Origin of the sequence: Shewanella sp. KX20019, assembly GCF_016757755.1 — a bacterium.
GTDB lineage: Bacteria > Pseudomonadota > Gammaproteobacteria > Enterobacterales > Shewanellaceae > Shewanella.
In genome coordinates this window covers 5,263,084-5,285,089 of sequence record NZ_CP068437.1, presented here as the reverse complement: position 1 = coordinate 5,285,089, position 22,006 = coordinate 5,263,084, and the positions used below count along the sequence as shown (strand labels likewise).

General features: G+C 43.7%; 19 protein-coding genes. 11 read left to right on the top strand and 8 right to left on the bottom strand.

Going from position 1 to position 22,006, the window contains the following annotated elements:
* Positions 1 to 7: 7 nt before the first annotated feature.
* The 9 genes from atpA (at position 8) to glmS (ending at position 11,950) form a co-directional block, all read left to right on the top strand.
* Positions 8 to 1,549 (top strand): F0F1 ATP synthase subunit alpha, encoded by a 1,542-nt coding sequence (atpA, locus tag JK628_RS22955; protein ID WP_202287231.1) that lies wholly within the window; start codon positions 8 to 10, stop codon positions 1,547 to 1,549.
* Positions 1,550 to 1,597: 48 nt separating this feature from the next.
* Positions 1,598 to 2,458 (top strand): F0F1 ATP synthase subunit gamma, encoded by an 861-nt coding sequence (gene atpG, locus JK628_RS22950; protein ID WP_202287230.1) that lies wholly within the window; start codon positions 1,598 to 1,600, stop codon positions 2,456 to 2,458.
* A gap of 35 nt (positions 2,459 to 2,493) precedes the next feature.
* The gene (atpD, locus tag JK628_RS22945; protein ID WP_202287229.1) at positions 2,494 to 3,870 is read left to right on the top strand and encodes a F0F1 ATP synthase subunit beta; all 1,377 of its coding nucleotides are present in this window, start codon (positions 2,494 to 2,496) and stop codon (positions 3,868 to 3,870) included.
* Between the two features lie 59 nt (positions 3,871 to 3,929).
* The gene (locus tag JK628_RS22940; RefSeq protein ID WP_202287228.1) at positions 3,930 to 4,358 is read left to right on the top strand and encodes a F0F1 ATP synthase subunit epsilon; all 429 of its coding nucleotides are present in this window, start codon (positions 3,930 to 3,932) and stop codon (positions 4,356 to 4,358) included.
* A 472-nt stretch (positions 4,359 to 4,830) separates the two neighbouring features.
* Positions 4,831 to 5,205 carry a DsrE/DsrF/TusD sulfur relay family protein gene (locus tag JK628_RS22935; RefSeq protein ID WP_443019981.1) on the top strand — a complete coding sequence of 125 codons (375 nt, stop codon included), beginning with the start codon at positions 4,831 to 4,833 and terminating at the stop codon, positions 5,203 to 5,205.
* 99 nt (positions 5,206 to 5,304) lie between these two features.
* Entirely contained in the window at positions 5,305 to 6,672 is a 1,368-nt protein-coding gene (gene glmU / locus JK628_RS22930; protein WP_202287226.1) for a bifunctional UDP-N-acetylglucosamine diphosphorylase/glucosamine-1-phosphate N-acetyltransferase GlmU, read from the top strand.
* A 310-nt stretch (positions 6,673 to 6,982) separates the two neighbouring features.
* A complete protein-coding gene (locus JK628_RS22925) occupies positions 6,983 to 9,115 on the top strand; it encodes a TonB-dependent siderophore receptor (protein ID WP_202287224.1) in 2,133 nt (710 codons plus the stop codon).
* A 151-nt stretch (positions 9,116 to 9,266) separates the two neighbouring features.
* Positions 9,267 to 10,037 (top strand): DeoR/GlpR family DNA-binding transcription regulator, encoded by a 771-nt coding sequence (locus JK628_RS22920; RefSeq protein WP_202287222.1) that lies wholly within the window; start codon positions 9,267 to 9,269, stop codon positions 10,035 to 10,037.
* 83 nt (positions 10,038 to 10,120) lie between these two features.
* The gene (gene glmS, locus JK628_RS22915) at positions 10,121 to 11,950 is read left to right on the top strand and encodes a glutamine--fructose-6-phosphate transaminase (isomerizing) (protein ID WP_202287220.1); all 1,830 of its coding nucleotides are present in this window, start codon (positions 10,121 to 10,123) and stop codon (positions 11,948 to 11,950) included.
* Between the two features lie 77 nt (positions 11,951 to 12,027).
* Here the strand turns inward: glmS and JK628_RS22910 are convergent, their stop codons facing one another.
* The 5 genes from JK628_RS22910 to JK628_RS22890 all read right to left on the bottom strand — a co-directional run bounded on the left by JK628_RS22910 (position 12,028) and on the right by JK628_RS22890 (position 16,314).
* Positions 12,028 to 12,303, bottom strand: coding sequence for a hypothetical protein (locus tag JK628_RS22910; RefSeq protein ID WP_202287218.1), 276 nt, complete (start codon positions 12,301 to 12,303; stop codon positions 12,028 to 12,030).
* A 580-nt stretch (positions 12,304 to 12,883) separates the two neighbouring features.
* Positions 12,884 to 13,633, bottom strand: a complete 750-nt coding sequence (pstB, locus tag JK628_RS22905) for a phosphate ABC transporter ATP-binding protein PstB (protein ID WP_202287216.1) — start codon at positions 13,631 to 13,633, stop codon at positions 12,884 to 12,886.
* A gap of 12 nt (positions 13,634 to 13,645) precedes the next feature.
* Positions 13,646 to 14,503, bottom strand: a complete 858-nt coding sequence (gene pstA, locus JK628_RS22900) for a phosphate ABC transporter permease PstA (protein WP_202287214.1) — start codon at positions 14,501 to 14,503, stop codon at positions 13,646 to 13,648.
* The gene (pstC, locus tag JK628_RS22895) at positions 14,503 to 15,408 is read right to left on the bottom strand and encodes a phosphate ABC transporter permease subunit PstC (protein ID WP_202287212.1); all 906 of its coding nucleotides are present in this window, start codon (positions 15,406 to 15,408) and stop codon (positions 14,503 to 14,505) included. Before pstC ends, pstA begins: the two co-directional genes overlap by 1 nt.
* A gap of 96 nt (positions 15,409 to 15,504) precedes the next feature.
* Complete coding sequence (locus JK628_RS22890) at positions 15,505 to 16,314, bottom strand: phosphate ABC transporter substrate-binding protein (RefSeq protein WP_202287210.1); 810 nt, start codon at positions 16,312 to 16,314, stop codon at positions 15,505 to 15,507.
* 717 nt (positions 16,315 to 17,031) lie between these two features.
* On the opposite strand from JK628_RS22890, the gene JK628_RS22885 reads away from it, so the two are divergent.
* Entirely contained in the window at positions 17,032 to 18,228 is a 1,197-nt protein-coding gene (locus JK628_RS22885) for a potassium/proton antiporter (RefSeq protein WP_202287208.1), read from the top strand.
* Between the two features lie 23 nt (positions 18,229 to 18,251).
* Here JK628_RS22885 and JK628_RS22880 read toward each other — a convergent pair whose 3' ends face one another.
* The 3 genes from JK628_RS22880 to JK628_RS22870 all read right to left on the bottom strand — a co-directional run bounded on the left by JK628_RS22880 (position 18,252) and on the right by JK628_RS22870 (position 20,027).
* Positions 18,252 to 18,449 (bottom strand): DUF2061 domain-containing protein, encoded by a 198-nt coding sequence (locus JK628_RS22880; RefSeq protein WP_202287206.1) that lies wholly within the window; start codon positions 18,447 to 18,449, stop codon positions 18,252 to 18,254.
* Positions 18,450 to 18,630: 181 nt separating this feature from the next.
* Positions 18,631 to 19,533, bottom strand: coding sequence for a 1,4-dihydroxy-2-naphthoyl-CoA synthase (locus JK628_RS22875; RefSeq protein WP_202287205.1), 903 nt, complete (start codon positions 19,531 to 19,533; stop codon positions 18,631 to 18,633).
* Between the two features lie 140 nt (positions 19,534 to 19,673).
* A complete protein-coding gene (locus JK628_RS22870; RefSeq protein WP_202287204.1) occupies positions 19,674 to 20,027 on the bottom strand; it encodes a hypothetical protein in 354 nt (117 codons plus the stop codon).
* Positions 20,028 to 20,115: 88 nt separating this feature from the next.
* Between JK628_RS22870 and ccoG the strand changes: the two genes are divergently transcribed.
* Positions 20,116 to 21,537, top strand: coding sequence for a cytochrome c oxidase accessory protein CcoG (gene ccoG, locus JK628_RS22865; protein WP_202287203.1), 1,422 nt, complete (start codon positions 20,116 to 20,118; stop codon positions 21,535 to 21,537).
* Positions 21,538 to 22,006 lie beyond the last annotated feature (469 nt).

The following is a 22,006-nucleotide window of genomic DNA, read 5'->3' as shown; positions in this document are numbered from 1 at the left end:
TTTGAGCATGCAACTGAATTCCACTGAAATCAGCGATCTGATTAAACAGCGGATCGAGCAGTTCGAAGTCGTTAGTGAAGCTCGCAACGAAGGTACTATCGTTGCAGTAAGTGACGGCATCATCCGCATCCACGGCCTAGCCGATGTGATGCAGGGTGAAATGATCGAGCTGCCTGGTAACCGTTTCGCAATCGCGTTGAACTTAGAACGCGATTCTGTCGGTGCCGTAGTAATGGGTCCTTATGCCACTTTGGCAGAAGGCGATAAAGTTAAAACAACTGGTCGTATTCTGGAAGTCCCAGTTGGCCGTGGTCTTTTAGGCCGCGTAGTCAACACATTGGGTGAGCCAATCGACGGAAAAGGACCTATCGACAACGATGGTTTCTCTCCTGTTGAAGTAATCGCACCAGGTGTTATTGAACGTCAGTCTGTCGATGAGCCAGTGCAAACTGGTTATAAAGCCGTTGACTCTATGATCCCAATCGGTCGTGGACAACGTGAATTGATTATTGGTGACCGTCAGATCGGTAAAACCGCTCTTGCGATCGATGCAATTATCAATCAAAAAGACACTGGCATTAAGTGTGTATACGTAGCTGTAGGCCAAAAGGCTTCTACAATTGCTAACGTGGTACGCAAGCTAGAAGAACATGGCGCTTTGGCGAACACCATTGTTGTTGTTGCTACAGCTTCTGAAGCTGCTGCACTACAATACTTGGCTCCATACTCTGGTTGTTCAATGGGTGAATATTTCCGTGACCGCGGTGAAGATTCACTGATTGTCTATGATGATCTGTCTAAGCAAGCAGTTGCTTACCGTCAGATCTCATTGCTACTTAAGCGTCCACCAGGACGTGAAGCATACCCAGGTGATGTATTCTATCTTCACTCTCGTCTGTTAGAACGTGCTTCACGTGTTAACGCCGAGTATGTTGAGAAGTTCACTAAAGGCGAAGTTAAAGGCCAAACTGGTTCTTTGACAGCATTGCCGATTATTGAAACTCAAGCGGGTGACGTATCTGCATTCGTACCGACTAACGTAATTTCGATTACCGATGGTCAAATCTTCCTTGAAACTGACCTATTTAACTCAGGACTACGTCCTGCTGTTAACCCAGGGATTTCGGTTTCTCGTGTTGGTGGTGCGGCGCAGACTAAGATCATCAAGAAACTGTCAGGCGGTATTCGTAGCGCACTTGCACAGTATCGAGAGCTTGCAGCGTTCTCACAGTTTGCATCTGACTTAGATGATGCAACTCGTGCTCAACTTGAGCATGGTGAGCGTGTTACCGAACTTATGAAGCAAAAGCAATACGCCCCTATGAGCGTAGCTGATCAGTCTGTGTCTATTTTCTCAGCTGAAAAAGGTTACCTAAAGAGCGTTGAGCTTAATAAGATTGGTGATTTCGAAGCGTCTTTGCTCTCTTTCATGAACAGCGAGCATGCTGACCTTATGAAGACCATCAACGAGACTGGCAAATATAATGCCGACATCGAAGGTGAGTTGAAGGCCGGCCTCGATAAGTTCGTCGAAACCCAAACCTGGTAATCGAACGAGGTGTCGTAAGGCACCTCAGGTCCAGATTGGAGAGTTAAGATGGCCAACGCTAAAGAGATTAAAACCAAGATCGCGAGTGTTCAAAACACTCAGAAGATCACATCTGCTATGGAAATGGTTGCAGCTAGCAAAATGCGCAGAGCGCAGGAACGCATGGCAGCAAGCCGTCCATATGCAGAAAATATGCGTAAGGTGATCGGTCACGTAGCGCAAGGTTCTCTCGAGTATAAACACCCCTATTTAGAGGTGAGAGAGGCTAAGCGTGTTGGTTACATTGTAGTGTCAACCGACCGTGGTCTTTGTGGTGGTCTGAACGTTAACCTTTTCAAAAAGGTTGTCGCAGACGTGAAGAAGCAACGTGCAGATGGAGTAGAAGTTGAATTCTGCCCAATCGGTGCGCGAAGCGTACAATTCTTCGCTAGCTTTGGTGGACAAGTTTCTGCTCACGCTTCAGGTTTAGGCGATGCTCCAAAGCTCGCTGACTTGATCGGAACAGTACGTGTCATGCTTGAAGCATACAACGAAGGCAAGCTGGATCGTTTATATGTAGTGTTTAACAAATTTGTTAATACTATGTCTCAAACACCAGTGATCGAGCAGCTGCTACCTTTGCCAAAGTCTGAAGAGGATGAGATTTCTCATCATTGGGACTACCTATACGAGCCAGATCCAAAAGAACTTTTGGATACGTTATTGGTCCGTTATGTGGAGTCGCAAGTTTACCAAGGTGTTGTCGAAAACATTGCATCCGAACAAGCAGCCCGTATGGTTGCTATGAAGTCTGCAACTGACAATGCTGGTGATCTTATTAGTGACTTGCAGTTAGTTTACAACAAGGCTCGTCAGGCTGCGATTACGCAGGAACTGTCGGAAATTGTTGCTGGCGCTGCAGCCGTTTAGGCTAGGTAACGAATACAAGTTTTAGAGGATTTATAATGAGCACAGGTACTGTTGTCCAAGTCATTGGCGCGGTTGTGGACGTTGAGTTTCCACATGATGCCGTACCTCAGATATATGACGCTCTAAAGATCGAAAGTGAAGGCTTGGTGCTGGAAGTTCAGCAGCAACTAGGTGGTGGTGTAGTTCGTACCATCGCTATGGGTTCTTCAGATGGTCTGCGTCGTGGTCTTGAGGTTGTAAACTCTGGTTCACCTATTTCTGTTCCGGTTGGGGAAAAGACCCTTGGCCGTATCATGAATGTATTAGGTCAACCTATTGATGAATGTGGTGAAATCGGTGAAGAAGATCGCTATGTGATCCATCGTGAAGCTCCTTCATACGAAGACCAATCAAGCTCTACTGAACTTTTAGAAACTGGTATCAAGGTTATTGACCTTGTTTGTCCGTTTGCTAAAGGTGGTAAAGTAGGTTTGTTTGGTGGTGCTGGTGTTGGTAAGACCGTCAACATGATGGAACTTATTAACAACATCGCTAAAGCACACTCAGGTTTATCTGTATTTGCTGGTGTAGGTGAGCGTACTCGTGAGGGTAACGACTTCTACTACGAGATGAAAGATTCTGGTGTTCTCGACAAAGTGGCCATGGTTTATGGTCAGATGAACGAGCCTCCAGGAAACCGTCTACGTGTGGCACTTACCGGTCTTACTATGGCTGAGAAGTTCCGTGACGAAGGAAAAGATGTTCTTTTCTTCGTTGATAACATCTATCGTTACACCTTGGCAGGTACTGAAGTATCTGCACTGCTAGGCCGTATGCCATCAGCAGTAGGTTACCAGCCAACATTGGCTGAAGAGATGGGTGTTCTTCAGGAGCGTATTACATCGACTAAGACAGGGTCAATTACCTCTGTTCAAGCCGTATACGTACCTGCGGATGATTTAACGGATCCGTCACCAGCAACAACCTTCGCTCACTTAGATGCGACTGTTGTATTGTCACGTAATATTGCTTCTATGGGTATTTACCCAGCGGTTGACCCATTGGACTCGACTTCACGTCAGTTAGATCCATTGGTTGTTGGTCAAGAGCATTATGATGTTGCTAACGGTGTTCAAACCGTACTTCAGCGCTACAAAGAGCTGAAAGATATTATTGCGATCCTAGGTATGGATGAATTATCTGATGAAGATAAGACAACTGTATTCCGTGCTCGTAAGATTGAAAAATATCTTTCTCAGCCTTTCTTCGTTGCAGAAGTATTCACCGGTTCTCCAGGTAAGTACGTTTCTCTAAAAGACACTATTCGTGGCTTTAAGGGTATTCTAGAGGGTGAATTTGATCACCTTCCAGAGCAAGCGTTCTACATGGTTGGTTCAATCGACGAAGCCGTTGAGAAAGCTAACAAAAAATAACTCAGTAATCTGCACTGATGTGAAAGTGTTAGTGTAGAAAACTAGTTTAAGGAGAACGGATGGCAGCCATGACAGTACAGCTTGATATTGTAAGTGCAGAAAGTAGCATCTTTTCTGGTCTTGTAGCACACCTACAGGTAACCGGTTCAGAAGGTGATCTAGGCGTTATGCCTGGTCACGCGCCTCTGCTTACACATATCAAGCCTGGCATGGCGCGCATCGTCAAGCAAGATGGAAAAGAAGAAGTGTTTTATCTTTCAGGTGGTATCCTGGAAGTTCAACCTTTTTCAGTTTCTGTATTGGCTGACGTCGTTATGCGTGCCGATGATATTGACGAGAAAGCCGCTGCAGAAGCGAAGCGTCGTGCAGAAACCGCTATGGCGGATGCTGGCGCCGACTTCAACTATGCAGCCGCTGCGATTGAGCTAGCTCAAGCAGTTGCTCAGCTTCGCGTTGTCGAGACCATCAAGAAGAACATTGCCAGATAAGGTTATTGTTTGTGATAAAAGGCGTTTACCGAAAGGTAAGCGCCTTTTTTGTGCCTAAAGAAAGGTAAAAGCTAAGAAAGGTTCGAGGAAGAGCCGCTGAAGAACTAAGATGGGAAAGCGGGTAAAGCAAAATATAAAGCGTAAAAAGTGAATAAACAATTTGAAACGGGTCAATTAACCGCTACATTCCCCACCTAGCACCTAGCACCTAGCACCTAGCACCTAGCACCTAGCACCTAGCACCTAGCACCTAGCACCTAGCACCTAGCACCTAGCACCTAGCACCTAGCACCTAGCACCTAGCACCTAGCACCTAGCACCTAGCACCTAGCACCTAGCACCTAGCACCTAGCACTCAAGCCCATAAGCTTCGTTGTAGGTCGGCATTTATGCCGTCTCATATCTGACAATCTTAGAACGTGATCTAAGTAAGACCGCTTAGCCAACTTGAGTGTTACCATCTGGCGATTAAATGCCTGAGACCCCTTCTATGCAACACATTCTAATTATCGTTAATGATGCTCCTTATGGCTCAGAAAGACTGTTCAATGCTCTGCGCTTAGCAATCCAGCTCAATGAGCAAGACAGCCCACCAGCAAAGCTGAGTCTGTTCTTATTGTCTGATGCAATTACAGCCGTTTTACCCAAGCAAAACCCCACCGAAGGCTATAATATCCAGCAAATGCTAGAGATTGTTATTGCGCAAAATACCCAAGTGAAGTTTTGCGGCTCATGTATGCATGCGCGTGGATTAACAAAATTAGCGGTTATTGATGGATGTGAAGTGGCGACGATGGATGATCTTGCTCAATGGGTGTTAATGGCAGATAAAACTGTGACCTTTTAATGTTCGTACGCTGACACTAAAGTCGCTTTTAGGACCCATTTAGCTTAAAATCAGCGTTCAAAAAAATTTATAAACAAGCAACACCTTAAGGATCTAGTAATGGCACTGAATGTAGTGATTTTGGCAGCAGGCAAGGGAACCCGCATGCGCTCAGATCTTCCCAAAGTACTTCACCCTATCGCCCATAAAAGCATGGTTCAGCATGTGATTGATACAGCGCAGCAAGTGGGCAGCGATGCTATTCAACTTGTTTATGGTTATGGTGCTGATAAGCTGCAAGCTAAACTTGGTGAACAACAGCTTAATTGGGTACTGCAAGCAGAGCAGTTAGGTACGGGCCATGCCGTTGCACAAGCTAATGATAATATTAGTGACGATGACACTGTGCTTATTCTCTACGGTGACGTCCCACTTATTCAAGCTTCTACACTTGAGTCATTATTGGCTGCCCATGAAAAAGGTGGTTTAGCTATTCTTACGGTAAACTTACCTAACCCAATGGGCTACGGTCGCATTATGCGTGAGGCTGGAAAAGTTGTCGGCATTATTGAGCAAAAAGATGCTAATGCTGAGCAGTTAGCTATTAATGAAGTGAATACTGGCATTATGGCTGCGCCCGGTAAGCAGCTTAAGTCTTGGTTAGGCCAATTGTCATCAGACAATGCCCAGGGCGAATACTATCTTACTGACATTGTAGCCATGGCTCACAAAGAGGGCGTAGCTATTACGACTGCGCAGCCTGAATCCGCTGTTGAAGTTGAAGGTGCTAATAATCGTGTACAGCTGGCTCAGCTAGAACGTGCATACCAAGCTCGTGCTGCTGAAAAATTGATGCTTGAAGGCGCAAACTTGCGTGATCCGGCCCGTATTGATATTCGTGGTGATGTTACTGTCGGTATGGATGTAATGATCGATATTAACGTCATTATCGAAGGTAAAGTGACTATTGGGAATAACGTCACTATTGGCGCAGGTGCAATTCTTATCGATTGTGATATTAGTGACAATGCTGTTATTAAGCCTTACTCGATTATTGAGAATGCCAAAGTCGGCGTTGATGCGAGTGCGGGTCCTTTTGCGCGTTTACGTCCCGGCGCAGAGCTTAAAGAAGATGCCCATGTAGGTAATTTTGTCGAGATCAAGAAAGCGGTATTAGGTAAAGGTTCTAAAGCGGGTCACTTGGCCTATATTGGTGACGCACAGATAGGCAGTGGTGTAAATATTGGCGCAGGTACTATTACTTGCAACTATGATGGCGCAAATAAGTTTTTAACGGTTATCGAAGACAACGTATTTGTTGGCAGTGATACGCAGCTGATTGCACCAGTTACCATTGGCAAAGGCGCTACGTTAGGGGCTGGTTCTACAATTACCAAAGATGTAGCAGCTGACGAACTTGTTATTACTCGTGTTAAGCAGCGTCATATATCAGCTTGGGTAAGACCGGTAAAGCTACCGAAGAAGTAACTCATTAGCTGCAGTAAAAAAGCGACCAAGTAAGGTCGCTTTTTTGCTTTATAGCTCTAATATATGAAAGTAACACCAGCCTTATATCTTACTGTTCTGCTACACCAAATCTAGATATATCCCATTAGAACAACGGTGATACATACCGTCTCGTTTGTTTGTTTTTTGTTTTCTTTTGTTTCTGTTTTGTTTGTTTCTTGCGCCGGTTCACGTTGACAATGTAAAAACAGGTAAAGAGCTATAAATAAAAACGATTCTCATTTATATTACTGCCAATTATTACATTTCGGTTTCATTTTTGGGGTTGGCTATGTCTTTTCAGGCGTCTTTTAAGTTTTCTCGTATCGGTCTTGCAGTTGTTGCAGCTTTAGCATCATCAACCGCTTTTGCTGAAGATGTTGCAGCAGAATCCAATGTTGTCGTTAACAGTGACATCGAACGTATTACTGTTACAGGACGTAGTTTTAACGACTATAAAATTGGTTCATCTTCAGGTGCAATGCGTGGTGATATCGACATTCTTGATACGCCGCAATCAGTCGCTGTGATCCCAGACTTTATTACTGACGAGCAATTAGCAACCAACCTTGGTGAAGTTTTAGTTAACGACTCAAGTGTGACTGGTGGTAGTGAAAAGTGGAACCGTCAAGTCTTTAGTATCCGTGGGTTTGAGTTATCATCAGGTTCAGGCTATTTGATCAATGGCCAGCAACAATGGTCTCACTATGTTCAGCCAATCGAAACGCTGCAGCAAGTTGAAGTGCTGAAAGGCCCTTCAAGCATGCTTTATGGTCAATCAGGCCCAGGCGGACTGATTAACATGGTAACCAAAAAACCAACAGCTGAAACTATGTTAGACATTGGTTTTGATACCGATGAGCACGGCTCAACACGCTTTCAATTAGATGCCGGTGGTAGCTTAAATGAATCAGAAACTATTCGTTACCGTACCGTGCTTGTAAAGCAAGACACTCAATACTGGCGCGAATATCAAGATGGTTCAAACCAAGAGCGTGATCGCTGGTTGGGCTATCTAAACCTTGAGTTTGATATCACTGATGACTTATTACTTTCACTTAAATACGACTATACCCAAGATAAAACCGGTATTGATCGTGGTGGTTGGTTAGATAGCAGCGGTGACTTGATTGGTGGTAGCGACATTATTTGGGATCAGCCTTGGGCATTTACCGATAATACTATCTCAAATATGGGTGCCGATTTAACTTACCACCTATCTGATGAGTGGCAAGTGAAGGCGGGTTATAACGATCAGCAGTTTAACCGCCAACGTTTAGATTCATCTCCATCACTGATCAGTGGCTCAGAAGATCCATTCACCGATGGTTATTATGTTAGCCCATTCGATCGTTATGATGATTGGCAGCATAAAACAGGTTATGTTGATTTCACAGGTAATATCTATACGGGCGATATTGAGCACCAGCTGCTTATTGGTGCAAACATGCTTGATTACTACTATGGACAGTTAAAAGAATCAGGTCCAAAGAAACAACTAGTTATGCCTGGCCAACCGTTACCTAAGCCAGATCTTGATTATAACCGTGATGAAACCCTTTACGAAAGCAGCTATAAGCATTATGGCTTCTACGTTCAAGATCTAGTGACCATTACTGATGAATGGCAAGTACTTGCAGGCGTTCGTTACGATGAACAAAAGAAAGATGCTGACGGTGGTAACAGTTACGCCGTATCTCCTAAATTTGGTGCAATCTACTCTCCTGCAGAGAATGGTAGCATCTATGTGAACTATTCTAAGAGTTTCACACCGCAAGGCATTGTTAATGATGATAATGATATTAATGATGGCACTAACTTAGACCCTGAGTATGGTGAGCAGTACGAAATAGGTACTAAATGGGAACTATTTGATGGCAGCTTGCTACTAACAGGCGCAATATTTGATATCACAGTGTCAAACGTTACTGTTAAAGAAGAGATTGAAGGCAGCGAAGAAACTAAGACGACTCAAAGTGGTGAGCAGCGTCATACTGGTTTCGAAATGGGGGCTCAAGGCCAGGTTAGTGACAAGTGGTTTATGACTGGTTCTATGATGTACCTCGATGCTGAATATGTCCGTCCTGAAAGCGATAACTTGAATGGTATGACACCAGTCGATGCTCCTGAGTGGTCAGCTAACGTATGGACTCGCTATGAGATGACTGAAGAGCTGGCGATTAACTTCGGTGCTATCTATGTTGGTGAGCGTTTTGCTAATACTAGTAATACAATTGCTAAAGATGGTTATGTTCGTTTTGATATGGGCGCGGCATACACTATGGATGTAATGGGTAGCGATGTTAGCGTACGTGTTAACGTTAAAAACCTATTCGATGTAGATTATCTAGCGGGTGGTACTAACACTGATGTTACCGTTGGTGAAGGTCGTCACTTTAGCTTGGCATTAGAAGCTAAGTTCTAAACTGATAAGCAAAATAGTTAGCCTCTATTGAAAGATAGAGGCTTTTTTTTGGCTAAAATTTGACTAATAACCGCTTTGTAAGTTTCAAAACTAGCTTTTAAGTTTCGTTTGGCTATAATCTATCTTTCGAAACGAAACTTAAATGTGGTTTATGAATAAACGCAACACTCAACAACGACGTCACAGCATTATTAGCCTGCTTAATGAGCAAGGCGAGGTGAGTGTTGAAGAGTTGTCCTTACGTTTCGAAACATCTGAAGTGACCATTCGTAAAGATCTAGCCACCTTAGAAAAAACTGGCCTGTTACTGAGGCGATATGGTGGTGCTGTCGCGGTACCAGATGAAGTAACTCGGCAGTTTAGCGCTAAAATAGCGCCTAACAAGCTTGCTATCGCCAAGGCCGCAGCAGAGCTTATTAACGACCACAACCGCATAATCATCGATAGTGGCAGTACAACATCAGGCATTGTTGCTCAACTTAATGCCAAGCGTGGCTTACTGGTTATGACTAATTCATTAGCGCTGGCGAATGCAATTCATGAGCTTGAGAATGAGCCAACACTGCTAATGACAGGCGGTACTTGGGATCCGCACTCTGAATCCTTTCAAGGACAAATCGCAGAGCAGGTTTTACGTTCATATAATTTTGACCAACTGTTTATTGGTGCCGATGGTATTGATCTTGAGCGTGGCACGACGACCTTTAATGAGCTGACGGGACTGAGTAAGGTGATGGCTGAAGTATCACGTGAAGTGGTGGTGATGCTTGAATCGGAAAAACTAGGTCGACGCATTCCGAATTTAGAACTGCCTTGGAGTAATATCAGCGTGCTTGTTTCTGATGACAAGCTCCCTGCTGAGGCGGTTGAGAGTATTTCAAAACATGGCGTGAGAGTCATTCTCGCACCGTATATCGAATAACTGAATAGACGTTATTTAATAGCAATATCAACTTCATTTTTAATTTCAAATTAACTCTTAATTAGAGAGTCCAGGTAATCAATATGTGTGGAATAGTAGGCGCAGTAGCGCAAAGGGATGTTGCAGAAATTCTAGTTGAAGGATTAAGACGACTTGAATACCGTGGTTATGACTCGGCAGGTGTTGCTGTACTTAATAATGGTCAATTAAGCCGTACTCGTCGTGTTGGTAAGGTCCAGGAGTTGTCATCAGCACTTGAAGTACAGCCGCTTATTGGTGGTACTGGTATTGCACATACTCGTTGGGCTACCCACGGTGAGCCAAATGAGCGCAATGCGCATCCACATCAGTCAGAAGGTGATATTGCCGTGGTACATAACGGTATTATCGAAAACCATAATAAGCTACGTACTATGCTTAAAGGCTTAGGTTATACCTTTGCATCAGACACTGATACCGAAGTTATTTGTCACTTGGTCCATCATGAGCTTAAAACTCACGACACTTTACTAGCTGCAGTTCAAGTGGCAGTTAAACAGTTAGAAGGTGCTTACGGTACTGTGGTTATCGACCGTACGGATAGCCAACGTATGATCGTTGCACGTAGTGGCAGCCCATTAGTGATTGGTTATGGCTTGGGTGAAAACTTTGTTGCTTCCGATCAGTTAGCGTTACTACCAGTGACTCGCTCTTTTGCTTTTCTTGAGGAGGGTGATGTTGCAGAAGTGACTCGTCGTGAAGTTAATATCTTTGATGTTGATGGCAATGCCGTTGAGCGTGAAATGAAAGAGTCTGAAGTCACCCATGATGCCGGTGATAAAGGTGAATATCGTCACTATATGCTCAAGGAGATCTATGAGCAGCCAACTGCGATAGCACATACCCTTGAAGGCCGAATCGCGGGTGGTAAAGTTCTAGATTCAGCTTTTGGTGAAAATGCAGCTGAATTCTTAAAAGACATTAAGCACGTACAGATCATCGCCTGTGGTACTAGTTATCACGCAGGTATGGCGGCGCGTTATTGGTTAGAAGATTGGGCGGGGGTTTCTTGTAACGTCGAAATAGCATCTGAGTTCCGCTACCGTAAGTCGCATCTTTTCCCAAATAGCTTGTTAGTGACAATTTCACAGTCAGGTGAAACAGCTGACACCTTAGCAGCAATGCGTTTAGCAAAAGAGATGGGCTACAAAGCCACGTTGACTATCTGTAATGCTCCCGGCTCATCGTTAGTCCGTGAGTCTGATATGGCTTACATGATGAAAGCGGGTGTCGAAATTGGTGTTGCCTCTACTAAAGCGTTTACTGTGCAACTTGCGGGCTTACTAATGTTAACCACTGTGATTGGTCGCCATAATGGTATGTCTGCAGAGATGGAAGCTGATATTACCCAGAGCTTGCAGTCTATGCCCGCTAAAGTTGAACAAGCATTAGGTTTAGACGATGCCATCGCAGAACTTGCAGAAGACTTTGCTGATAAGCACCATGCTCTGTTCTTGGGTCGTGGGGATCAATACCCTATTGCGATGGAAGGTGCGTTGAAGCTAAAAGAGATCTCTTATATTCACGCCGAAGCATATGCATCGGGTGAGCTTAAGCATGGTCCACTGGCACTGATTGATGCTGATATGCCTGTTATCGTTGTAGCCCCAAATAATGAGCTACTTGAAAAGCTTAAATCTAACGTTGAAGAAGTACGCGCTCGTGGTGGTTTAATGTATGTGTTTGCGGATGTAGATGCTGAGTTTGAGTCAGATGACACCATGAAAGTGATCCCTGTGCCTCATTGTGATGAGTTTATGGCACCGCTTATCTACACTATCCCTCTGCAACTGTTGTCATACCATGTGGCTTTGATTAAAGGTACTGATGTAGACCAACCCCGTAACTTAGCTAAATCAGTAACGGTAGAATAAACATTATTTAAGTGCTAAAAAACAAAAAAGCCTCCTAAATATAGGGGGCTTTTTTAATGCAGTTCAAAAGCGCCGAGCTACTTCTCGGCTGCCCCTTTTTCTTTTGCTATTTTAATATCGAAATTATCCAGTAGTAACAGGGTGTCTGCAATTGCCGCTTTGAGTTTTCCTGCGGGTGGCGAGCTGAGTTTTTTAGCTTGTTTTAATGTTTCTCGCCGAGTGACAAACTCCAGCATGGTTTCGAGCTTTTCCGGGCAATCAATATCAAGAGGAGGGAGCTTTTTAGCCGCGGCATTATTATAGATTTCGAACTCACTTATTAAGTGATCTTGAGCTTCTCTGATTCTTTCCATATAAGTAGTATCCCCTGTATATGATTAACCCATAGTTCGAAGCTAACTTATTAACAAAATTTAAACAAGTTAGCAGGTCAAAGTTAGCTCATTCGAGGGGGAGTACATATTAATACGTTACCCTTTTGTATTATCTTTTTATGGCCTTAGGCTTTTCTTGTGTAGGCGAATAATATACGCATTTTTAAATTCGAATTCGTCGCCAGCCAATATTAATTCCTTGACTTGAGGGAGCTCATCTAAAGGGAGTCCTTTAGAAAGCAAGATGAGTAACGCCTGAGATATGTGCTTGGTTTCGGAACAAAGTGACCTGTTATTATAGATTTCGACCTGCATATACGCCCTAAAGACAATGTGTTGACTCTATTGATATCAACTTTGGCTGAAAAGAAGTGCTTGTTGACAGTCGTCACAAGCTGAGAGACAGAATTTACAATAATCGATTAATTTATCAAGTGTTAGCTTTTTAGCACGTTAAGTAGATCTTTATCTATAGGTAAATAAGCTATTTAGACAGTGTAAAGCGGGGAAGTGATAGGCGCCCACGTAGACTGTGGGCGCTGAAATTGGAAATGTGATGTTAGCCGAACTCTCCGCTAACATAACCCTGAGTACGTTTATCAACAGGTTGGTTAAATATCTGGCTTGTTTCGCCATGCTCCACTAGCTCGCCCATCCAGAAAAATGCTGTTTTGTCGGAGATGCGTTTGGCTTGATTCATCGAGTGAGTCACTATCACTATGGTGAACTTCTTACGTAGTTCATCCATAAGCTCTTCAATCTTATGAGTCGCAATAGGATCCAGTGCGCTGGTGGGTTCATCCATCAAAATCACCTCTGGCTTCATCGCTATGGTGCGGGCGATACAGAGCCTTTGTTGTTGGCCACCCGATAAGCCCTGGCCAGGTGAATCTAGTCTGTCTCTCACTTCATCCCAAAGAGCCGCGCTGCGTAGCGCCTCCTCTACTGCTTCATCCAATAACCGCTTATCCTTTACGCCTTGGGCTTTAAGACCAAAAGCAACATTCTCGTAGATACTCATTGGAAACGGGTTTGGCTTTTGGAAAACCATGCCTACACGCATTCTTAGCTGCTTAACATCGACATCTTGGTAGATGTTGTTTCCCTCAAACATCACATCACCATCTATGCTCACCCCTGCGACCAGATCGTTCATGCGATTTAGTGTGCGCAGCAGTGTTGATTTTCCACAGCCAGAGGGACCGATAAGAGCGGTTACTTGGCGTGATGGTATTGCCATTGAGATATCTTTTAGCGCGTGGTTATCGCCGTAAAATAGGTTTAAGTTGTTCACTTCTAGCTTATTCATAGGGATAGCCTTTTAAGATTTGCTCATACGGGTAGCAATGAATTTGGTGGTCATGTTGAGTAGTAGAACTAATACAATTAGCACTGTTGCGGTGGCATAAGCCTGATCCCACTCGTGTTGAGTAAAGAGCTCTTGTGTGAGCTTATACAGATGCACAGTTAAAGTGCGGCCTGAATCAAGCACTGATTGCGGTATTTGGGTCACCATACCCGCCGTTAAAAATACTGGTGCAGATTCACCAATGACCCTACCAGTGCTTAAGATAATTGAGGTGACAATACCCGGTAGTGCGCTCGGTAAAATAAGCCGGTAGATGGTATAGATTTTTGAGCTGCCAAGGGCGTAACCGCCTTCACGGTAGCTCATAGGGACAGCAATAAGCGCTTCTTCTGTGGTACGGATAATCACTGGTAAAATCAGCATCGCCAATGTTAACGAACCTGAAAGGATAGAAAAGCCCAAACCTAAGGTGGTGACGAAGAAGGTCATACCAAATAAGCCATACACAATAGATGGGATCCCAGCAAGTGATTCTGTGCAAAAGCGGATGGTTTTAACCACGTTGCTGCCCGGTGCCGCATACTCGGTCAAATATATGGCCGTCATTATGCCGATGGGTGCCGCGATGGCGAGTGACAGACCAACCATATACACGGTTGACACTATCATGGCCCAAATACCAGACGCTTCACCGATACGGGTGTAGGAGCTGGTAATGAACTCCCAACTAACATAGGCCAAGCCGTTGCTTAAAATGTGCCACACAACCCAAAGTAAAAATAAAATAGTAATGGCGGCTGCGGCCCAAATGGCGCCAAACAACAGTTTGTCTTGAAGGTCTCGATTAAAAATACGTTTATCCTGAAGCATTAGTAGCTCCTCTTACGGTTTAGAAATAACAAACTCGCATTGAGTAAAATGATAAACACCAATAACACGATGCCCGTTGAGTAAAGAGCGCTGGAGTGAATACCTGTGGCGTAAGACATCTCCATTGCGATATTAGCCGTTAATGTTCTAGCGGGCTCAAGTACCGACCCTGGCATAGCAGGCGCGTTACCCATTACCATTATGATGGCCATTGTCTCGCCAATGGCACGAGCAACACCGAGTGCTACACCGGTAAAGATACCGCTGCGGGCAGCAGGAATAAGCACTTTAAAAACAGTATAAATATGTGATGCGCCAAGCGCTAAAGCCCCCTCTTTATAAACGGGAGGTAGCGCCCTTAGGGAGGTTTCAGAGATGGTTATCACGGTTGGCAATATCATAATTGCCAATACAATTATTCCCGCAAGAATAGTGTTCCCTGCTGGGATATTAAAGATGGTTTCGATTGCTGGGACGATAATAACGAGTCCAAAGAAGCCGTATACAACCGATGGGATCCCAGCTAATAGCTCGACTGCTGGGCGGACTGTATCGGCCAACCATTTTGGTGCCAGCTCCGCTAAAAAAACAGCCGTTAAGATAGCAATGGGTACACCAATGATGACCGCTCCAGCTGTTGATATGAGGGTCGATATTATCATTGGGAAGATGCCGTAAAGTGCTGGTGGCAGCCATTCACGACCAAAAACTAAGTTAAGTACACCAGCTTCTTTAAAGGCGGGAAGTCCCTCTTGAAATACAAACCAACCTATAGTGGCGACGGAGACTACACCTATCATGGCACTGGCTAGAAATAACAGATGAAAAAAGTGTTCTTTCCAATCATAGTTCTTTGCTGGGGCGAGTTGCAGTCCTTGCGCTCGGGCCTTACTGGCTGTGCTCATCACTTTGCCTCGAAATCTTACGGTTAAATATAACTGTTGATAAATTAACTAAGTAAAGAGGAGCGCGTAGCTCCCCTTTTATCTATTACTGCTAGCTTACTGAACGCGGATATAACCTTCGTTAGCGACAATGCTTTGCCCATCGTCAGACAAGATGTATTCAATAAAGTCTTGGGCATTACGCGGTGCGTCCTTGTCCATTAACACAATAAATGGACGCGCAATTTGATAGTCACCAGTAGCAATGTTGTCATCTGAAGCGGCAATACCGTCAACATCAATTGCACGTAGGCTGCTATCGACACTGCCTAACGAGATATAACCGATGGCATATGGATTGTTAGCCACAATGGTCTTGATCATGCCATTGCCATTACCCACTTGGGCTCTAGGGGTGATAGCGGTAACTTTGTGACCATTGACGGTACGCTGTAGCTTCATTATTTCTTCGAAAGCACCACGAGTTCCTGAGCCATTTTCCCGGGTAACAACCACTATTGGGCGTGACTCTCCGCCAACTTCACTCCAGTTTTTGATTTCACCGCGATAGATCTTTGAGATCTGCTCTTGGGTTAAGTTTTTTACTGGATTAGCGTTGTTGACTGCCGCAGCTATACCATCACGTGCGATAACAATCTCTTTGGTGTCACTGTTAAGCTCACTCTGCTTAACGTTGCGCGATGACATGCCTATCATGCTGGTGCCATCTTTAGCGGCGCGAATACCGGCTGAAGAACCCGTGCTCTGCACTTCAACACTCTTCTTAGCGGTGTTTTGGTAATTCTCGGCAAGTACTTCCATCACGTGTGCGACGGAAGTTGAACCTGATACGGTAACAGTGCCAGCTTGAACCAGCGGCGATACCATCAAACCAACTGCGGTTAATAAGCCAATAACTTTTTTCATTACTTTTCCTACTCTGTTGTAATACCAATTGCATTTAGTATTTAGTCAATTCAGAAACGCTCACGCTTTTCAATTCAAAGCGCATTGACGAGAGAATGGTTATTCCCTTGTGAGCCAATGCAAAGCAGAAGTGGAATGCGTGAGCTTTTCCCGTCGGGTGGCTTTCAAAGCGCCGTATGCTGCGTCGAAAACTCTCGATATAGAATAACTATTAGCTTCATGTTTCCGACTTGCCTTCAGCGCTTTGAATTCCCACTGAATGAACAGATACTTAATGCAATTGGTATAGTCTAAATACGAAACCAAATTAGTGCCTCACTGAAGGCGGTTGCATTAAGACAGAGATATATGACAGTTAGGTGACAGTGTTTTGTAGCTTCTAAAGCGCAGATTAAAATCCCCATGGGTTTTACTTGAGTAAAATGTAGGGGCTTTATTAGATTAATAATCTTTAAGACGACTTTTCTTAAATGCTTTTTCTGAATCAACTTCTAGGATCAGTGATGTGTTGCTGCTGGTTTAAGTGGCTTAACTTAGCGGAGAGTATTGCGGGGTTAATTTAGCCTTAAGGTTAATTTAATAGTCAACCTAGTGATTTGTAGTATATTTAACGTTGAAGAATGCTAAATAAATTTATTGTTAAACTTTTATGACAGTATTCAATTGTATGCTCTAGCGCTAATCTCCCCATTCGGCCAATTTACTAAAGGAAGTTCTATGACGACTGAAATGATCATGATTGGTATGTCTATTTTGATCTTAGTCGGAATATTACTGCATCACCCTTCAAGAACCCTGGGGATCCCATCACTGCTTATATTTATGGGCGTCGGCCTAGTGCTTGGTAATGGTGAATTTAACTTTGTTTATGATGACTTGAGTCAAACTGCTTGGATTGGTGGTTTAGCACTGAACATGATTGTATTTGTTGGTGGCATAAACACATCAACGGATAAGATAAAAGTGGCCTATAAAGAAGGCGGAGTACTGGCTTCTTTTGGAGTATTGTTTACCACCATGTTTTTTTCGGTCATTTTATATTGGCTGCTTGATTTCGATTTCATCACCTGTCTGCTATTCGCGGCGATTGTGTCATCTACCGATGCCGCCGCTGTATTCTCTATCTTAGAATCTAAAAAATTAAAGCTAAAAGAGCAAACTGACACCGTATTGGAGTTTGAATCAGCAACCAATGACCCTGTTGCTATGCTATTGGTGATTTTTTTAACTGATATGGCACTGTCTGCTAGTAAAACGGTAGTTGCCTCGGAGATAGCACTTGAGCTAGTGACACAGATATCTGTGGCGATAATAGTGGGCGGGCTGGTGGCTAAGGTTGCAGTTTCACTACTTAATCGAATTCATCTGTCTGAGTTTGGGCTGATCCCGGTTTTTGTTCTCGCAAGCTTTGTGGTGGCAACCTATGGTGCTGAGATGCTCGGGGGAAATATTCTGTTAGCGTCTTATATAGCAGGTGTGGTGATTGGTAACGGTATTAAGCGTGGGCAAGCGGTTAATCAACACTTCTTAAATAGCTTGTCTTGGTTAGCTCAAGCGTTGATGTTTATAGTATTGGGTTTACAGATTTTCCCGCAGTCATTAGCAGCGGTATTTACGAGCTCTTTATTACCTGCCATTTTACTCATATTGGTAGCAAGGCCGCTGGCAGTACAGCTTTGTTATCTGCCATTTGTAAAAGCGAGCTGGAAGAAGCGATTGTTTATTTCGGCCATTGGCTTAAAGGGGGCAACTCCTATTGTATTTGCATTAATTCCTGCCGCGGCTGGTGTGCCTGGATCACTTGAAATCGTGCATATGGTGTTCTTTATTGTATTGTTCTCTGTGTTTATTCAGGGAGGGGCTATTGCACCTCTAGCCAACAAACTCGGTTTGAACAATTCAGATAAGGACTAAAGTGGCGCTGGAACCGAACTCAGTTATGCTATGGCACTTTGTAAAGCATTCCTAGACTCAATTCCTTTCCAAATTTTTTCATGGAAATAGAATACGACAGTATTAACAGCTGGTTCTATTAAGGCTATTGCACCACCAATGATAGCGCTGCCCGTTAGTAAATAGGTCACAGTGAAAGCGACGCTAAAATGAAGAATCGCAAAAGTTATAGTCTTGGTCATGATGGTACTCCTCTAAAAGTTAACTAAATGATAATGGTTATCATTTGCAATTAAAAGAGGTTTATATAGATAAGTTTGATAGGATTAATAGATTGGAAGGGTAAATTGGGTATAAACCCATCAACATCTTTAATGTATTGATGAGTTTACAACCAATTCAATTAGAGGCGAAAACTGTAAATTAGTAGTGCCACGGGAAAGATGAGAAGTCTTGATCACGCTTCTCTAAGAATGCATCACGCCCCTCTTGTGCTTCAGCCGTACCGTAAGCTAAGCGCGTTGCTTCACCAGCAAAAAGTTGCTGCCCCACTAAGCCATCATCCGGAAGGTTAAAGCCGTATTTAAGCATACGCATCGCCGTTGGTGACTTAGAGTTTATCTCTTTCGCCCAGCTTAATGCTTCTGTTTCAAGCTCAGCATGGGGAATGGCACGGTTGACCATCCCCATATCGAATGCTTCTTCTGCGCTGTAGTTAAAACCAAGAAAGAAGATCTCACGCGCTCGCTTTTGACCAATCATCTTGGCTAAATAGGCACTACCATAACCAGAGTCAAAGCTACCAACGTCAGGATCTGTCTGTTTAAAGACAGCATGCTCCTTTGATGCCAAAGTTAAATCACAGACCACGTGCAAGCTATGACCACCACCAACAGCCCAACCAGGAACGACAGCAATAACAACTTTAGGCATAAAGCGGATTAGCCGCTGTACTTCAAGAATATGTAAACGGCCCATACGAGCAACATCTGCGGTACCCTCTTCAGCACCTTCATATTTGTAACCATCTTTGCCACGAATTCTTTGGTCGCCGCCAGCACAGAAGGAGTGCTGCCCTTTAGCTGATGGGCCATTACCAGTGATCAACACGCAGCCGACATCTGACCATTGGCGAGCATGATCGAGTGCAGTATAGAGTTCATCTACGGTTTTTGGTCGGAATGAGTTGAGACAGTCTGGACGATTTATCGCTACGCGAACGGTTCCCTGATCTTTAGCTCTGTGGTAGGTAATATCTTCGAAATTAAATCCAGGAACGACATCCCATAATGCGGGGTCAAAAATATCAGACACTTTTTCAGTCATGAGCAGCTAGCCTTTTCATTTCGTTATATAACAGTAATGAGTAAAGGCTAGGCGGAATCAGATCTCAGGTCAATTAACATTAATCGCGAATGCGTGAACTGAGACCTATCGCAATGACCTATTAGCAAGGCTATTGTTGCCTAATTCAGTTTGTCACATATATAAGTTTGGTTCTCTTTACTAAAGCTAGTGTGTTTATCCGCACCATTGCCACAGTAGCGCTCTTTATAGTCATCGAGTTTTACCTGTGACTGGCTGATGAGTCTTAATGCTTGTTGCTCTGTAGCCGATAGTCGTTCTGCTATATCCGTAGTTAACAGGTCGACTTTATCATCGATACGCTTCATTTGGGTCCCTGTCATGCTATCAAGCTTATCTTCAGCTTGTTGATAAATAGCTTGAACCTCAGCAATTGGTTCATCAAGTGTATTTGTTTTGGTATAGAGGTAATAAAGGATACCGCCTATTAGCGCTATTAAAATCCAGCCTTTCATCAATTAGTCCTATATAGGTGAATAACTTGTATTATAAGCGTTATAATAAGCTAGTTTTCTAGCAATATTAAAGCTGTAAGGCTACAAAATGAACGCAGAGCAAAATAAAAAAGATTTTTCAAAAGTAGAAAGAATCAAAATTCATCAACCTGACGCTAATAAAGCGGATAGGTTTAACCCTCGAAATCGAATCTATGTACGCGCAGTGGAAGGCTTGTGGAGCACGCTGCGTCGACGTTTAGGTTGGATCGCTATGCTGTTCTTTTTACTATTGCCATGGATCCCATGGGGAGACAGACAAGCTGTATGGTTTAACTTGGCTGAGCAGAAGTTTCATGTATTCGGCTTAACCATTTGGCCACAAGATTTTACCTTACTCGCAGCACTACTGATGATTGCTGCCTTTGGTTTGTTCTTTATAACCACCTATCTCGGACGAGTTTGGTGTGGCTATACCTGCCCGCAAACAGTTTGGACCTTTATCTTTATATGGTTTGAAGAGAAGCTTGAGGGTGCTCGTAATAAACGTATAAAGCTCGATCAGATGCCATGGAGCTTTAATAAGCTTTGGCGTAAATCGGCAAAACATGGCGCCTGGTTGCTGATATCGTTATTAACCGCAATGACCTTTGTGTCCTACTTTGTGCCCACCAGAGAGGTCTACCTAGAGGTGTTCAGCTTAAGCGCCAGTGGTGGAGTCTACTTTTGGGTGATTTTCTTTACCTTTGCCACATACGGTAATGCAGGTTGGATGCGCGAAATCATGTGTATCCATATGTGCCCCTATGCACGTTTCCAAGCGGCTATGTTTGATAAGAACACTTATATAGTGGGTTACGATACCCAGCGTGGTGAAACTCGCGGACCAAGATCACGCAAAGCAGACCATAAAGCGATGGGCTTGGGTGATTGCATTGATTGTGACCTTTGCGTTCAGGTGTGCCCAACAGGTATTGATATACGTAACGGCTTACAATACGAATGCATCAACTGCGGTGCCTGTATAGATGCTTGCGATACCACTATGCAACGCATGGGATATGATAAAGGCTTAATAAGCTATACCACCGAAAATAAGCTAGAAGGAGTACAAGAGAAAGTCTTGCGTCCTAAGCTTATTGGTTACGGTGTTATTCTATCGGTAATGATTTTAGTGTTTATCTACGCAACAGCGACAATTGCACCGATCCGCATAGATGTTATCCGTGACCGTAATCTTTTATTCAGAGAAACAGACCAAGGTTTAATTGAGAATACCTTTACCCTAAAGATTCTTAATAAAACAGAAAGTACTCATGTCTATAATATGAGTGTGGAAGGTTTAACTAACTATGAATGGATTGGTCCACAGCAAGTGACCTTAAAAGGTGGTGAGGTACTAACATTGCCTATTAGTATTGCTGTTGACCCTGTTGACCTCTCTAGAGCGATGACGCATATCAATTTTGAAGTAGAAACTAATGATGGTGCTATAGAAGCGAAACAAGAATCCCGCTTCTTTGGTAACTGATTTAATGGTTTAAACAAACTAGAAGGGGCTTTTAGCCCCTTTTTTGTACGTATCGATTGAGAAGTATCCGCTTAAGCAACTTATTTCATTTTTATTGCACTTTTTAGTATTTAGCCCCTTGTGCTCTCCCTGAGTTTCCCTATAATACGCATCCACTGACACGGCACAGCAGGCCAACAGCTTAGGTTGTACGGGACTTGCAGCAGTGTTAGAGAGTTAAACTTCTTCGGAGATTTGATTCAGGTGACAAGCGCTTTAAGGGCTTCGGGTAATGATTGATTTCACGAGAGTGATTAAGAAATCATCGCTTGAAAAACTTCTTAAAATAAGCCCTTGACGCCGACACTGGAGAGTGTAGAATACGCCTCCTCAAGCCAACGACCTAGCGTCTTCGGCGACATCTGAAAGATTGATGTCACGCTCTTTAACAATATGACAAGCAAATCTGTGTGGGCACTCACAGGTGTTG

Excerpts from the sequence above, each read along its gene's own strand:
- atpA (WP_202287231.1), top strand. The coding sequence starts at position 8 with ATGCAACTGAATTCCACTGAAATCAGCGATCTGATTAAACAGCGGATC.
- pstC (WP_202287212.1), bottom strand. The coding sequence starts at position 15,408 with ATGAGCACAGCCAGTAAGGCCCGAGCGCAAGGACTGCAACTCGCCCCA.
- ccoG (WP_202287203.1), top strand. The coding sequence starts at position 20,116 with ATGAACGCAGAGCAAAATAAAAAAGATTTTTCAAAAGTAGAAAGAATC.
- JK628_RS22935 (WP_443019981.1), top strand. The coding sequence starts at position 4,831 with ATGCCTGAGACCCCTTCTATGCAACACATTCTAATTATCGTTAATGAT.
- JK628_RS22940 (WP_202287228.1), top strand. The coding sequence starts at position 3,930 with ATGGCAGCCATGACAGTACAGCTTGATATTGTAAGTGCAGAAAGTAGC.
- pstB (WP_202287216.1), bottom strand. The coding sequence starts at position 13,633 with ATGAATAAGCTAGAAGTGAACAACTTAAACCTATTTTACGGCGATAAC.
- glmS (WP_202287220.1), top strand. The coding sequence starts at position 10,121 with ATGTGTGGAATAGTAGGCGCAGTAGCGCAAAGGGATGTTGCAGAAATT.
- JK628_RS22910 (WP_202287218.1), bottom strand. The coding sequence starts at position 12,303 with ATGGAAAGAATCAGAGAAGCTCAAGATCACTTAATAAGTGAGTTCGAA.
- JK628_RS22870 (WP_202287204.1), bottom strand. The coding sequence starts at position 20,027 with ATGAAAGGCTGGATTTTAATAGCGCTAATAGGCGGTATCCTTTATTAC.
- glmU (WP_202287226.1), top strand. The coding sequence starts at position 5,305 with ATGGCACTGAATGTAGTGATTTTGGCAGCAGGCAAGGGAACCCGCATG.
- JK628_RS22880 (WP_202287206.1), bottom strand. The coding sequence starts at position 18,449 with ATGACCAAGACTATAACTTTTGCGATTCTTCATTTTAGCGTCGCTTTC.
- JK628_RS22885 (WP_202287208.1), top strand. The coding sequence starts at position 17,032 with ATGACGACTGAAATGATCATGATTGGTATGTCTATTTTGATCTTAGTC.
- JK628_RS22920 (WP_202287222.1), top strand. The coding sequence starts at position 9,267 with ATGAATAAACGCAACACTCAACAACGACGTCACAGCATTATTAGCCTG.
- atpD (WP_202287229.1), top strand. The coding sequence starts at position 2,494 with ATGAGCACAGGTACTGTTGTCCAAGTCATTGGCGCGGTTGTGGACGTT.
- JK628_RS22925 (WP_202287224.1), top strand. The coding sequence starts at position 6,983 with ATGTCTTTTCAGGCGTCTTTTAAGTTTTCTCGTATCGGTCTTGCAGTT.
- atpG (WP_202287230.1), top strand. The coding sequence starts at position 1,598 with ATGGCCAACGCTAAAGAGATTAAAACCAAGATCGCGAGTGTTCAAAAC.
- JK628_RS22890 (WP_202287210.1), bottom strand. The coding sequence starts at position 16,314 with ATGAAAAAAGTTATTGGCTTATTAACCGCAGTTGGTTTGATGGTATCG.
- pstA (WP_202287214.1), bottom strand. The coding sequence starts at position 14,503 with ATGCTTCAGGATAAACGTATTTTTAATCGAGACCTTCAAGACAAACTG.
- JK628_RS22875 (WP_202287205.1), bottom strand. The coding sequence starts at position 19,533 with ATGACTGAAAAAGTGTCTGATATTTTTGACCCCGCATTATGGGATGTC.